Here is an 11844-nt window from a genome sequence, read left to right as displayed (position 1 = left end):
GACCGTACTGGCCGCTTTTTCGGCGAGGCGCTGGCGTGGCGCCGGCCAGGGCGGCAATACGCTGTCGTGGCGTGGGGCCTGATAGCCGGCGCGGTCTGGCTCGCCATCAGCCTTGCAGGCGATCCCGGCTGGGCACTGCCGGCCTTCGCAGGCTGCTACCTCGTGGTTCTGCTGGCCTCTATATGCGCCATAGACGGCCGCTACGGCATCATTCCGGACAGCATAGTCCTGGCGCTGGCCGCCGGCGGAGCGCTACAGGCCTATCTGTGGGGCGCGGCAGACTTCTGGTGGCGTGGATTTGAGGCTGCCTTGGTCTTTGCCGCCGCCGCGCTGTTCCGCGCCGGCTATCGTTGGCTGCGCGGCTTTGACGGTCTCGGTTTCGGCGACATCAAGTTTGTCGCAGCGGGCACCCTCTGGATCGGCGCGGAAGGCATTCCCGGCTTGCTGTTAATTGCGGTGGTCTCCGCTTTGATCAGCCTGCTGATCCTGAGATCCGAAGGGCATGATCTTCACGGTAAACAGGCGATCTCCTTCGGGCCGCACCTTGCCATCGGCCTCTGGTGGATCTGGGTTTTGGGCCAGCAGCCGGTTTAACGGAAGGTGGACAAGATAGGCCGATTGCCGGCTCAGTAGATCGCGCGTTTGTGGACGTAACAGAAAAGCCGCCCGAAAAGCGGCCTTTCGTTTCATTGGACGAAGATGGGGTCAGGCGGCCTGGACGGCCGGCCGCAACTTCCGGCGATAGGCCATGAAGCCGATGCCGGCAAAGCCGAGGCGCTGCTGACGAAAGAAGTCAGTGAAAGCGCGGTGCACCGGACGGGAATTAACAGGGCAAAGCGTGAAAATCAGCCCGTCGTGCGCGGCGAAACTCGCGGGAAATGCCTGCCGTAGCGCGATTTTCTGCGAGAATTCCCGCAAAAGGTGACGGGAAATTCTAATAGTTCAGACGGCAATAGTTAACACCGGCGCCGGAAACCGCATTCGCAGCGGCTCGCGGTGGGGATCAAGCCTCATCATCACCTTCACGACCAAATATGTTTGACGGCTGCAATTTTTGTCGCTTAAAGTCGCTTTAGCGATCCGGCCCCAGTGGGAGCCGCTGAGCTCAGAAACCCGAGCAAACCGAACATGACGCGTCGACGCGGCTAACCGCGCCTCGGTGTGCTTTGCTTTTTCTGGGCGGCTTTCTGGAAAAACAAGGCTCACTCCGAGGCGCTAGCAAGGAGTGAGGTGATGAGCAAAGACCGACGGGACAAGGGCGTTGCGCGCTCTGTCGCCGCATATGAGGTCGGATACGGTAAGCCGCCGATCGCAACGCGGTTTGGGGTTCGGGCACAACCTGATCGAGCAAAGAGCCGGATAGCTAAGGCTAAGTCTGCGGCGCTCGATATAACCGCCCTGCTCAATCGGCCGATCCAGGCCAAGGTCGACGGCAGGTTGAAAACGATTCATCCGCACGAGGCGATGTTGCACGGGCTGTTCAGGCGCGCCGTGGAGGGCGAAATTCGCGCGCTCCGGGAGTTTATGCAGCAATGCAAGCGCGCCGGCCTGCTCGATTCACCCGCTGAAATTCACCAGAGCGTCATCCATGTCCCTCACGGCGTGCCGGGGGACCTTGCCGCGCGCCTGGTGAGGTACGCCGGCCCTCCGCCGTGGGACTCAGAGCTCTTCGACCAACTGGAGGCCGAATATCATCGCGACATCGCCAACATTGAAAAGCTGAAATCCGAAGCAAAGGCTAGGGCCAATGAGCAAAGTTGATGGCGGCGCCTCGGCGGAGGGTCGCGCCCCGCCGCCGGCTAACGCACAATTCCGCAAGGGCCGCTCCGGCAACCCTCAGGGGCGCCCGAAAGGGTCAGTTAGCACCGATGGCTTGACGCGCAAGTTCGCGTTGAAGAAGCAGGTCGTCAAAATTGGCGGCAAGCGGCAGAAGCTCAGCCGGCTTGAGATCGTGATACTCAAGCTGACCGCTCTGGCAGCTGCCGGAAAACCGGCGGCCGCCCGGCTCATGCACGAGCTACGTAGCCTGAGTGTCCCGCGAGAACTCGATCACCGCTACGGCGTGCTGATCGTGCCAGCTGAAACCACGGTAGAGGCCTTTATCGCCGAGCAAGAAGAACTCAACAAGCACCGCGTCGAGCCCGGCACAGAGGTTAACATCGAACATGAAGAATTCGTCAAGTCGGTGCGAGGTGAACCCACCGCTTTGGGCGAGGCTTTGCTGGCGTTTCATCGCAAGTATCACCACAACCCGACCTAGCCGCTTCCCCCAAACCGGGCAAACCTAATGGCCGATCAACCCAACCTCTACGATCTCTTCGATGCAACTAGCCTTCAGAACTGCAAACGGCTTCTTCAAAACGGCGAGATCCCCACGCCGGACCAGCTGGCTGACACCCTGGAGGCCAACCCTAGCAATCCGCCCCTCTGGTTCATGGACCTCATCGCAAAGAGCTTAAGGGGCGAGCTGAAGCGAAAGCCTGGCCGTCCTAAGGATTCCTTTCTGTCGCAATGTCGGCTCGCAGCGGCCAAGCAAGATTACCAGGCATGGCTCGGCTGGCTTACGCGGCGGAAAAAGACTTCTGGTCTTGGAGGCTGGTCGATCCTGCGCGGTAAGGACTGGTGGTGCGGACCGCCTCACGAACGCGCTGCGAAAATCGTAGTCCAACGATGGCACCTTCATATCAGCTGGCGATCCTTTTTGAATCGCGTGTCTTCAGAAAAATAGCGCCCCTATTGTCCTGAATGATCGGCGCCTCAAGGGCCGGTACGGCTCTCCCTTGTGCATCCAAGCCACAAGGGAGACCAAAATGTCCGAAATCCTACACCGCCATCGCCAGCTTACGATCGGCTATCAACAAACCTCCGAACTCAAGCCGCGCTCCACAAATCCCCGCACCCACTCCAGCAAACAGATCGCCCAAATCGCGACCGCGATCCGAAGATTTGGTTTTACCAATCCTGTCCTGGTCGACGACCACAATGGCGTCATTGCAGGCCACGGCCGCCTCCAGGCCGCCAAGACAATCGGCCTCTCTGAGGTCCCAACGGTCCGGCTGTCGGATATGAGCGAAGCGGAAATTCGCGCCTATGTCATTGCCGACAACAAGCTTGCTGAAAATGCCGGCTGGGATCGGGCTTTGCTCGGCCTCGAGCTTCGCTATCTATCGGAGCTTGACATCGATATCGATGTGTCGATTACGGGATTTGAAGCGTCCGAGATCGACATCTTGATCGACGAGGTAGGCGGAACGCAACCCGACGAGGCGGATCAACTTGTCGAGCCCGCCAAAGGACCGGCTATTAGCCGGCTCGGTGATATCTGGCAGATCGGCAAGCACCGGCTGATCTGCGGCGATGCGACCACGCCCGAGACCTACCAGGCGCTTCTGGGGCAGCAGCGCGTGCAAATGGTCTTCTCCGATCCGCCCTATAACGTGCCGATTGCCGGGCACGTCTGCGGGCTCGGTAAAGTTCAGCATCGCGAATTCGCAATGGCCGCAGGCGAAATGTCGGAGCCCGAATTCATCGGCTTTCTCACCTGCGTCTTCCGCCAGCTCGCCGCCTGTTCCGAGGACGGCGCGATTCACTTTCAATGCATCGATTGGCGTCACATCGGACAAATGCTAACTGCCGGCGAGCAAGCCTACACCGAGCTCAAAAATATCTGCGTCTGGGCCAAGACCAACGCTGGCATGGGCTCGTTCTACCGCTCGCAACATGAGCTTGTCTGCGTCTTCAAGTCAGGAACGGCGCCGCATCGAAATAACATGGAACTGGGCAAGTACGGCCGCAACCGAACCAACATCTGGAATTATCCCGGTGTAAGCGGCTTTGGTGACGGCCGCTCGGATCTCGTGTTGCATCCAACCGTCAAGCCTGTCGCTTTGGTCGAGGACGCAATACGCGATTGCTCGCAGCGCAAGGACGCCATATTAGACCCGTTCGCCGGCTCGGGGACAACGCTTGTGGCGGCGGAGCGGACCGGACGGGTCGGCTACGCTATCGAGCTTGACCCGAAATATTGCGACGTCATCCTGCGCCGCCTCCAGGCAACCTGCGGCTTGAAAGCGGTGTTGCAAGCAACTGGCAAGACGTTCGAGTCCAAGCACCTAGCTAGCTCCAGCAACCCGCAGGCCTAGATCCGGCAAAATGGCACCGCATGCGCAAGCACCAAGTTCTTTGCACGCGGTTTGAGGCAAGCTAGGTCATGCGATCGGAAAGCCACTTGAGAAGACCGGCATCGATCGCGGCGCTGGCTATTTTCGCGGCGGGCCAGAGATGCACTCTTGGATCCGCCGACGGCCGAAGCGGCTTGGGGGCGCTGTGATAGACAAAGAAAAAATGATCATAATTTCCGTCGCGCCTGAAACGGCCGAGATAGTCCTCGAATTCGGCCTGCGACGAGCGCGATTTGATCTGCACCCATGCGGTTTCACCGGAGATCGGCTGCCTTAGGACCAAATCGACATCGGCCTGCTCACCTCCAAGTTGGCTGATGCGTTGCCAGCCCCCGCGGTGGAAAATCAAATCGACTAAGGTTTCGAAGTCCTTCCAATCAAGCTTACGGATCATGCCCTCGGTGGTCGCCGTTAGATGCGAGATCAGCGTCTCGGCCTTTTCCCGCAACGGCTCACTTTCACCTTGGATTCGCCTTAGCAAATAATTGGCCTGCTTTACCGCGCAAAGCGTCATCTGGTAATTCGCAGTGCTGATAAGGGCGGAACTCAGGCTGCGGATACCGAGAGGAATTCCGCTTAAGCTAGTGTTTCGCCAGCCGCCCGTTGTGCGACGAAATCGCGATGGTGCATCAAGATCATTCTTGTGACCTTCGAGTACGCAGGTCTCCGCAAATGTCCACCAGACATGACCATCTGCGATGGTAAACCATAGCGTGTCGCTACCGAGCTGATAAAAATCCTTCAACTCGCGCAGACCCTGCCCCACGCCGCCATTTTTTCGGCCCATGGCAATGAGCTGCTGGCGTACTTTTTCCCAATTACCTGCCACGCAGGCGGCGTGATCTACCGCACGATAGCCGAACGGCAAGATATCGTTCCGCAACGCTTCAGCCGCCCACTTTCCCCCTTCGCCGAGTTTAATGTAGCGCACGGCGCCAACCTTGAGAGCTATTGACCTGCCAAGCGCGCGCTCGGCCGTCGAGACACCCATACGGCAAACAATAGCCGGCTCGCGACGCCGCGCCTCTAGCCGCGATGCGGCCCTATTCTTCTTGGGCATCTAGGCAAACCCTTAAAACATTCAACCGCCGACCACTTCGCGTGCTTCGGCGGGGAAGTCGAGCGCCTGGCCGGAAAACTAGACGATCAAAGTTAATGATTATCCCTTTTTGGGATAATCCGAACTCGGGATCAAATTGCTTGGCGTTCGAATCGCGAACGCCGGCGGCGATGCAAAAATCCCTGAAATCTGCCGAGTATCGGCGCCTTATCGAGCTTCTTGTCGCAGCGCGACATAAGGCCGGCATTCGCCAGCATGCGCTGGCCAAGAGAATCGGCAAACCGCAATCCTTCGTCGCCAAATATGAGGGTGGTGAACGGCGCCTCGACGTGATCGAATTCATCGCAATCGCCGAGGCACTTGAGGTTGACCCTACCAAGCTGTTCAGGCAATTCGTGCGAACCAAGGGCAAGTAGGACATACAAGCGAGCGTCAAAAAACGGTACCAAATACCCACGGTGAGAGACGCAAGATACCGCTAAGCGAAAGGAGATTTTCTAGGGAAGGCGGCGATCAAACCCGCCCCGCCCCATAAACCCTGTTCCGTGCTACCGGACCGCCTCATCATGTTTGACGCTTCGACCAGCACAAGGCACCAAGCCTTGCGCGCTTGCGCTGCTTCCTTTCGCCTTGCGCAATGGCATGAGGCAAGTTGTTGATGCCCCGCTCGATCCACTCTGCATCAGAGGCTAATGTTCTTCCGTCGGCGCTCCGGTTTCACCTGAAGTCCGGAGAGTTCAGAACATATTCGCGTCGCTTTGGCGACATTTCGATTTCAAAATGCTTGGCTAGATTTGACTTCTCCTTGCGTTACCATTCACTCGGGCTGCCCTGGCCATATGAGGTCGGGCCTTCGCTGCCGACACCACTGCTATCAACTCCGTTGTTCGATTGGCTTCGTTTTGTCAGCTGTGGCTTACCTCATTGGTTCGTTGTCAATTCGGAGTGCCCGTTTCTGCTTCGCGAAGGCGGCGCGCTCATAGCGCTCCAGGCCGCGCAGCCGCTTAGCCCATTTCGCCTTTCGGGACTCTAGGAGTGCGACGAGAAGCCCATGTCGAACGATGCCGATCCGTCTTAGCTGCAGCGTGGCTCGGACAAGCTCGGTAGCGTCTCCATCACACCGCTTGGCGCCGTCCATAATTGCGTTAGTAAGCGCCTCTACGACCGAATCGTCGCCCGACGTCGGCTGCGATAAACCGTGGCAGAATGCATTGCGACGCGATTTAGCCTTTCCTAAGCGGGTCTTGGGGCCGGTACTTCGCTTAGCGTTCTTTCGATTGGCTTCGATTTGTCGTTCGGATGCCATTCCTTAAGTCCTCACCTGTCCGGCCGCTATCGTGCTTCTTTGACCGCCGCGCTTCAAGGGCGGCTCGCAAGCAATCTTACTGCAGAAAAGAGCAACAATCTTGCTGCAGAAAGGACTGGCATTCGCCTCCGAATGGAGCGTTACTGATTCGGCCGGGAGCACAGAAGCAGCGGCATCTCACCTCGCAACAGCGGGGCTTAAGGCAGTGCGGCGAGTAACGCCGCGCTGCTTTGAGTAGGAGATAGCGGTGAGTGCTGTTCAGACCGATGGCGCCGAAACGCCGAAGCTTCAAGTCTTCAAATTCAACCCGAACGACCGGCGTCATTTCATCGGCGGCTCGGATGCCCGTATCATCATGGGCAATGACGATGCGGACCTCCTTCGTCTCTGGCGAGAGAAGCGCGGGGAGGCCGATCCACCCGACTTTTCTACTAACCTTGTCGTTCAGCTCGGCACCGTCACAGAAGAGCTGAACCGCTCCTGGTATCAGCGCTCCACCGGTCAGACTGTCAAGGACGTCCAGCGGCGAGTACGCCATCCCGTCCACAAATGGATGGCAGCAACGCTCGATGGCATCGTCGAACAGACCGGCGCTGTGTTCGAGGCCAAGTTCATGCTGCCCTGGGCCTTCACTGAAGAGGCGGCGGCCGAGAAACACATGGCGCAGCTGCAGCACAACATGTGGGTGATGGCCGCGCGTTCCGCCGTGCTTTCAATCATCACCGGTGGCGGCAAATGGGTGGAGCTCAAGCTGCACGCCGATCCGCTCTACCAACATCTCCTTCTAACCGCTGAGAAGAAATTCTGGCGCTGCGTGCAGACCGGTGAGCCGCCGCACCTGTTCGGGATTGAACCGCCGCGCCCCCGGCTCGAAGCGGTCAGGGTCGTCGATATGACCTCGTCCAACCTGTGGGCGGAGCTTGCAGCAACATACTTGCAGACTCGCTTAGCTCACCAGGATCACGAGACCGCAAAGGCTGAGCTTAAGAAGCTCGTGCCCGAGGATGCCAAACAGGCGGTTGGACACGGCATCCGGGCCAAACGCACAAAAGCAGGCGCGATCAGCTTCGACCCCGTTCAGACGGAAAGCGCCAATGCACCAGTCGAGTGAGCGCATTGGCTCAATTGCGGCTGCGCTTGCGAAAGCCCAAGCCGAACTGACTAATCCGGAGAAGAACCTGGTTGCTACCATCCGCTCACCCTTTCCGCGCGAGGAGGAGCGCACCTTTCGTTACGCCTCCCTGGCAAGCGGTCTCGATATCGTGCGGAAGGCCTTAAGCCGGCAGGAGATCGCAACGATCCAAACTACTCGGGTCGACCTGCAATCCGGGCAGGTTCACTTGACTACGCTACTTGCGCATTCCTCCGGCGAATGGATCTCCGCCGACTGGCCGATCTGTGCCGCAAAGGATACTGAGGCGCCGCATCGCATGGGAGCCGCTTTAACCTATGCGAGGCGTTATGCGCTGTTCGCACTGGTAGGTATTGCGGGTGAGGACGACCTCGATGCACCGGATGTCTTGGTCGGGTCACCGCCGCCCAAGCCAAGAGCTGGCAGCGGTCACAGCGGCAAACACGACAAGCCAGTTTTGCATCATCTCCCACCGCTTGGCCAAGATCAGTCCGCCCAGACGCGAGACCAAATGCTGGGTGAGATCGGTAGCTTGACAGCCGAGCACGAGCTGCTCGCCTGGGCCAAAGACGGGCTGCCCCGGAAGAACACGCTGCTCGAGGCGGATGCCCGATCTATCGAGGCGGCCTACCAGCGGAAGCTTGCAGAAGCCGCATTTCCCGTAGCGGATACAACAGGCAGAGGCTCACAACGGGACCCGTCCGATCGCAACGTCGCACAAGACACGGCCATGCTCGCTTTGCCAAAGGACCCAGTGCGTAAGCGAAGCAAAGCACATCTATCATTCGTGCGAGGACAGCCTTGCCTGATCTGCCAACAAACCCCGTCGGACCCACACCACCTCAAGTTCGCGCAACCAAGAGCCCTGGGACGCAAGGTTAGCGATGAATTCACGGTGCCGCTCTGCCGTATGCACCACCAGGATTTGCATCGCCACGGTAACGAGAAGGCCTGGTGGGCGAACATGCAGATCGCGCCAATGCCTGTTGCTGAGCAATTGTGGAACGCAAGCCAGGCCGTCGGCCAAGATGGGCCCCCGGCTACCCCCTCCCACACTACACTGGTCGACAGACTCGCAACATGAATGCGCCCTTTGGTACCGCTCAAACCTTTAAACTAGCCACCTTGCCCGCGGAGCTCGAGGCCCTCTCGCCCCCGCCCTTGCTTCTGCCGGGTGAATCACTCGAAAAATATCAGCTAATGCGTCAAGCAATATTCGCCGAGTTAGCACCACAATCCGCGATCGAGTGGCTTCTGGCGATCGACATGGTGGAATTGTCCTGGGAGATCCAACGATATCGGGTATTGCGGCACAAACTGTTGGAACACTATCGCGAAAACGCAATTGCACAGAGTTTGCACCATATCGATCTGGCAGGAATACCGCCTGAGATTGAGCCCGTCGCCGTCAACCATATCCGGCGAAACGCACTGAACTGGCGAGTCAATCCAACGGCGAGGCGCGAGATCGAGGCACGACTTGCAGCCTATGGCTACGATTCGAATGCGATCAACACGCAAGTCTATCTCCAAGCGCGCGACGTCTTCTTGGTCTTCGAGGCGCTGCTCAATAGCGCGCAGAGCCGGCGTTTGTCTCTCCTCCGCGAACTAAAGATTCGACGTCAACCAAGAGGCCCGTGCTAAGAACCTGGCCCAGGACGCCCGCTTTGCAAACCTTCCTGCTCATGGTCTTCGGAGTTCTGAATTCCTGGAAAAGTAACATGATTCAAGGTGATAAATTGAAGAGACCAGCAGTTTTCTTCGACACAGACGGAGTGCTGAATGAGGAGGGTATGTTTTCGAGATCAGTAAGCTGAGGTGGATAGATGGGGCACGGGGAGCGGTAAAGGCCGCTAACGACGCGGGATGCTATGTATTGGTAGTTAGGGAATCAATCAGGCGTGGCCAGGGGCCTTTGCGAAGAAACTCACGTTGAAGCATTACATAATTGGATGGCGGCCGATTTGGCGAAGATCACATAGACGCGTTCGAATACTGCCCTTACTATCCCGACGCATTGATAAAACGGTATCGCCGGGTAAGCCACCGGCGCAAGCCCGGGCCCGGGATGATCAACCATCTCTTGGAGCGTCCAGTCGAGATCACCGGTAGCATTCTCTTAGGCGACAAGCCGAGTGATCTAGAAGCAGCGCGAGCCGCGGGAATAAAAGGATATCTATACGTAAGCGGCCATCTTGCCCAATTCTTAAGGCCGCTCTTGCCACACAATAAAGGCGAAACCGACTGAACGAGTGAAGCAATCGCGGTTGCAATCTCGTCGGTTACCAAGTAGACGCGCTGTTCAGATGCACTCTAGATTGCGATGCATGTTTGCGCCACCGTAGAGAAAACCATGCATTTTTTATGAATTTTGAGGAGGATTCATTGCACCCGCAGGTTCCGCGGCCGTGCGTGGTGAAATTGGACGTTCGATCCTGAGCTAGCAAATTTAAATCGGGGTAGCCCCAATTTCAGGACGCCCGGTCCTTGGCAGACCATGGCCGCTGGGCGATTCGAGCGAACAGGATCCCCGCCGCGCCGCCTGCCATTTTCTCCAACGCATCGATCAATGTGCCGTGTCGGTCCGGTGTCAGGGTCTGCGCGATCTCCAGAAACGCCGCAGCGCCGAACACGATGCAGCAAACAAGAATCGGGCGGCGCGGATAAGCGACACCGAAGAGAGCACCGAGGAGGGCAAAGGCGATCACGTGCTCGAAATGAGCATAGGTTTGCATCTCGGGACGCATCAGGTACGGCGAGAGCTTGAAATAGATGGCATAGACAAAACCGACATGCGTCAGCGTCGCATAGGCGATCGCGATGACCGCGATCCATGCCGCAGCCATGGCCAGCCGAGTAATACGTTTCTTCATCTTGGCGTTCTGCACTGGGACAAAGTTTCTTTCGAGATAATAGGATCTTTAACCTTACCCCGGACTGGCAGGTCAGGGATTTGACGGGCCTTGCGGTCATCGGCGGTAAACTTTCCGATAAGGGAAATCATTGATTGCGCTCCGATCGCTTAGGCGAAGTCCAAGGGATTTGCGATAAGATTGCCAAGAGACAAAATCAACTGCGGATGGGTCGGGTGTTTGCGGAACGGCGAAAAAGCGAGCGTCGCTCCTGTGACGGGGCGGTAAAGATTCAGTTCGGGGCCGGCACTCTGTCACGCGATTGCACAATTACGGATATCTCCGATGGCGGTGTGCGGGTGATCGCCGAAAATCTCGATGTGCCCGATGAGTTCACGCTGATTCTTTCAACAGGCCGCCCGCGGCTGTGCCGGCTGGCGTGGCGCATCGGATGCGAGTTCGGTGCCCAGTTTATCGATCATCTGGTCGCGGCGCCGACACAGGATTCCGCTCCGCGGGGCAGCGCAAGGACACCGGAATATGCGTAAGGCCCATTCAGCTCTGCTTGCGCTTTGCCTGGCACTTACGATCGCGCCGGACATTGCGGCAGCAGGCGGAACACTCATTGTCGTCCCGGGATTTCGCGGCCTTGGCTATCCCGGCGGCTATGGCTACGCGCGCCTCTACGGTCATCCGTTTGACGACGGCTACGATTATCCGTTCGGCTATGGCGAGTATGCCGAGTATGGTCCATGGGCTTATCGCCGTGTTGACGCTTGCTATGTGCTGCGTCGGGTATGGACCGCGAGAGGCTGGCGACAAAGAGCGGTTAGGATCTGCGATTGACGCTAGGCTCGATCCGGCCCGATCCCGTTCGCGCGCCTTAGAAATCAAACGCCCAGGCGAGGCTGTGCAGAAGCAACCACGACCAGCCGATCATGGCTGCGGTGATGGCAAACAGGTAGACGAGCCTGGCAACCCTTGAACGCATGATGTCACTTCGAGGCAAGTCGATTGACGCCGGCCGGCGCCCGTAGCGCGGCCTGAGTCCGAAAGACGGCCTGGCGCAGCCTCAACACTTCTGCGTACCGGTCGCTCAGCGATTTCTTCGGCAATTCATCGATACTTTTGGGTTTGCTCAAACGCTGACGTTTCACACAATGCTCCACAGTTCATGCAATCAATTTGGCCGAATATGGCAACTCGAAAGCAACCATAGTTTCTTACGGGTCGTCCGCAACGCGACTCGCGCGTTAAGCTTGATGCACGCGCAAAAGGTTAAATCGGGAACTCTGTTCGGACGCTTGGAGTAA

Annotated in this window: 14 protein-coding genes and 1 pseudogene; 12 read left to right on the top strand and 3 right to left on the bottom strand. The window is 58.1% G+C overall.

Going from position 1 to position 11844, the window contains the following annotated elements; genetic code table 11:
• The first annotated feature begins 66 nt into the window (after positions 1-66).
• The 5 genes from IVA95_RS37385 (at position 67) to IVA95_RS37365 (ending at position 4142) form a co-directional block, all read left to right on the top strand.
• Positions 67-594, top strand: a complete 528-nt coding sequence (locus IVA95_RS37385; protein WP_247515072.1) for an A24 family peptidase — start codon at positions 67-69, stop codon at positions 592-594.
• 567 nt (positions 595-1161) lie between these two features.
• Positions 1162-1761, top strand: a complete 600-nt coding sequence (locus IVA95_RS37380; RefSeq protein ID WP_247515071.1) for a hypothetical protein — start codon at positions 1162-1164, stop codon at positions 1759-1761.
• On the top strand, positions 1748-2260 hold the full coding sequence (locus tag IVA95_RS37375) for a DUF5681 domain-containing protein (RefSeq protein WP_247515070.1): 513 nt from the start codon (positions 1748-1750) through the stop codon (positions 2258-2260). The genes IVA95_RS37380 and IVA95_RS37375 overlap by 14 nt, the downstream gene beginning before the upstream one ends.
• A gap of 27 nt (positions 2261-2287) precedes the next feature.
• The gene (locus IVA95_RS37370; protein ID WP_247515069.1) at positions 2288-2728 is read left to right on the top strand and encodes a hypothetical protein; all 441 of its coding nucleotides are present in this window, start codon (positions 2288-2290) and stop codon (positions 2726-2728) included.
• A gap of 82 nt (positions 2729-2810) precedes the next feature.
• A complete protein-coding gene (locus IVA95_RS37365; protein ID WP_247515068.1) occupies positions 2811-4142 on the top strand; it encodes a DNA methyltransferase in 1332 nt (443 codons plus the stop codon).
• Positions 4143-4203: 61 nt separating this feature from the next.
• On the opposite strand, the gene IVA95_RS37360 is transcribed toward IVA95_RS37365, so the two are convergent.
• On the bottom strand, positions 4204-5241 hold the full coding sequence (locus IVA95_RS37360; RefSeq protein ID WP_247515067.1) for a restriction endonuclease: 1038 nt from the start codon (positions 5239-5241) through the stop codon (positions 4204-4206).
• Between the two features lie 170 nt (positions 5242-5411).
• Here IVA95_RS37360 and IVA95_RS37355 point away from each other — a divergent pair, with 170 nt between their 5' ends.
• The 5 genes from IVA95_RS37355 (at position 5412) to IVA95_RS37335 (ending at position 9927) form a co-directional block, all read left to right on the top strand.
• Positions 5412-5657 (top strand): helix-turn-helix transcriptional regulator, encoded by a 246-nt coding sequence (locus tag IVA95_RS37355; protein ID WP_247515145.1) that lies wholly within the window; start codon positions 5412-5414, stop codon positions 5655-5657.
• A 1137-nt stretch (positions 5658-6794) separates the two neighbouring features.
• Positions 6795-7658, top strand: a complete 864-nt coding sequence (locus tag IVA95_RS37350; protein WP_247515066.1) for a YqaJ viral recombinase family protein — start codon at positions 6795-6797, stop codon at positions 7656-7658.
• A complete protein-coding gene (locus IVA95_RS37345; RefSeq protein WP_247515065.1) occupies positions 7642-8763 on the top strand; it encodes an ERF family protein in 1122 nt (373 codons plus the stop codon). Before IVA95_RS37350 ends, IVA95_RS37345 begins: the two co-directional genes overlap by 17 nt.
• Positions 8760-9323: a hypothetical protein gene (locus tag IVA95_RS37340; RefSeq protein ID WP_247515064.1), complete on the top strand. Its 564-nt coding sequence runs from the start codon at positions 8760-8762 to the stop codon at positions 9321-9323. The genes IVA95_RS37345 and IVA95_RS37340 overlap by 4 nt, the downstream gene beginning before the upstream one ends.
• Before the next feature lie 424 nt (positions 9324-9747).
• On the top strand, positions 9748-9927 hold the full coding sequence (locus IVA95_RS37335) for a hypothetical protein (protein WP_247515063.1): 180 nt from the start codon (positions 9748-9750) through the stop codon (positions 9925-9927).
• A 223-nt stretch (positions 9928-10150) separates the two neighbouring features.
• Here the strand turns inward: IVA95_RS37335 and IVA95_RS38635 are convergent, their stop codons facing one another.
• A complete protein-coding gene (locus IVA95_RS38635) occupies positions 10151-10567 on the bottom strand; it encodes a VanZ family protein (RefSeq protein ID WP_247515062.1) in 417 nt (138 codons plus the stop codon).
• Positions 10568-10758: 191 nt separating this feature from the next.
• Here IVA95_RS38635 and IVA95_RS39235 point away from each other — a divergent pair.
• Together IVA95_RS39235 and IVA95_RS37320 are read left to right on the top strand one after the other, a co-directional pair.
• A pseudogene (locus IVA95_RS39235) lies at positions 10759-11010 on the top strand (PilZ domain-containing protein); the annotation flags it as partial.
• A 61-nt stretch (positions 11011-11071) separates the two neighbouring features.
• Entirely contained in the window at positions 11072-11377 is a 306-nt protein-coding gene (locus IVA95_RS37320) for a hypothetical protein (protein ID WP_247515060.1), read from the top strand.
• Between the two features lie 149 nt (positions 11378-11526).
• Here IVA95_RS37320 and IVA95_RS37315 read toward each other — a convergent pair whose 3' ends face one another.
• The gene (locus IVA95_RS37315; protein ID WP_247515059.1) at positions 11527-11688 is read right to left on the bottom strand and encodes a hypothetical protein; all 162 of its coding nucleotides are present in this window, start codon (positions 11686-11688) and stop codon (positions 11527-11529) included.
• Positions 11689-11844 lie beyond the last annotated feature (156 nt).

This window comes from Bradyrhizobium sp. 157 (assembly GCF_023073815.1).
In the GTDB taxonomy this organism is placed as follows: domain Bacteria; phylum Pseudomonadota; class Alphaproteobacteria; order Rhizobiales; family Xanthobacteraceae; genus Bradyrhizobium.
Note: the sequence above shows the minus strand (reverse complement) of the source record. Positions and strands in the feature narration are given on the sequence as shown.

Excerpts from the sequence above, each read along its gene's own strand:
- IVA95_RS37335 (WP_247515063.1), top strand. The coding sequence starts at position 9,748 with ATGATCAACCATCTCTTGGAGCGTCCAGTCGAGATCACCGGTAGCATT.
- IVA95_RS37370 (WP_247515069.1), top strand. The coding sequence starts at position 2,288 with ATGGCCGATCAACCCAACCTCTACGATCTCTTCGATGCAACTAGCCTT.
- IVA95_RS37360 (WP_247515067.1), bottom strand. The coding sequence starts at position 5,241 with ATGCCCAAGAAGAATAGGGCCGCATCGCGGCTAGAGGCGCGGCGTCGC.
- IVA95_RS37365 (WP_247515068.1), top strand. The coding sequence starts at position 2,811 with ATGTCCGAAATCCTACACCGCCATCGCCAGCTTACGATCGGCTATCAA.
- IVA95_RS37375 (WP_247515070.1), top strand. The coding sequence starts at position 1,748 with ATGAGCAAAGTTGATGGCGGCGCCTCGGCGGAGGGTCGCGCCCCGCCG.
- IVA95_RS37320 (WP_247515060.1), top strand. The coding sequence starts at position 11,072 with ATGCGTAAGGCCCATTCAGCTCTGCTTGCGCTTTGCCTGGCACTTACG.
- IVA95_RS37340 (WP_247515064.1), top strand. The coding sequence starts at position 8,760 with ATGAATGCGCCCTTTGGTACCGCTCAAACCTTTAAACTAGCCACCTTG.
- IVA95_RS37345 (WP_247515065.1), top strand. The coding sequence starts at position 7,642 with ATGCACCAGTCGAGTGAGCGCATTGGCTCAATTGCGGCTGCGCTTGCG.
- IVA95_RS37355 (WP_247515145.1), top strand. The coding sequence starts at position 5,412 with ATGCAAAAATCCCTGAAATCTGCCGAGTATCGGCGCCTTATCGAGCTT.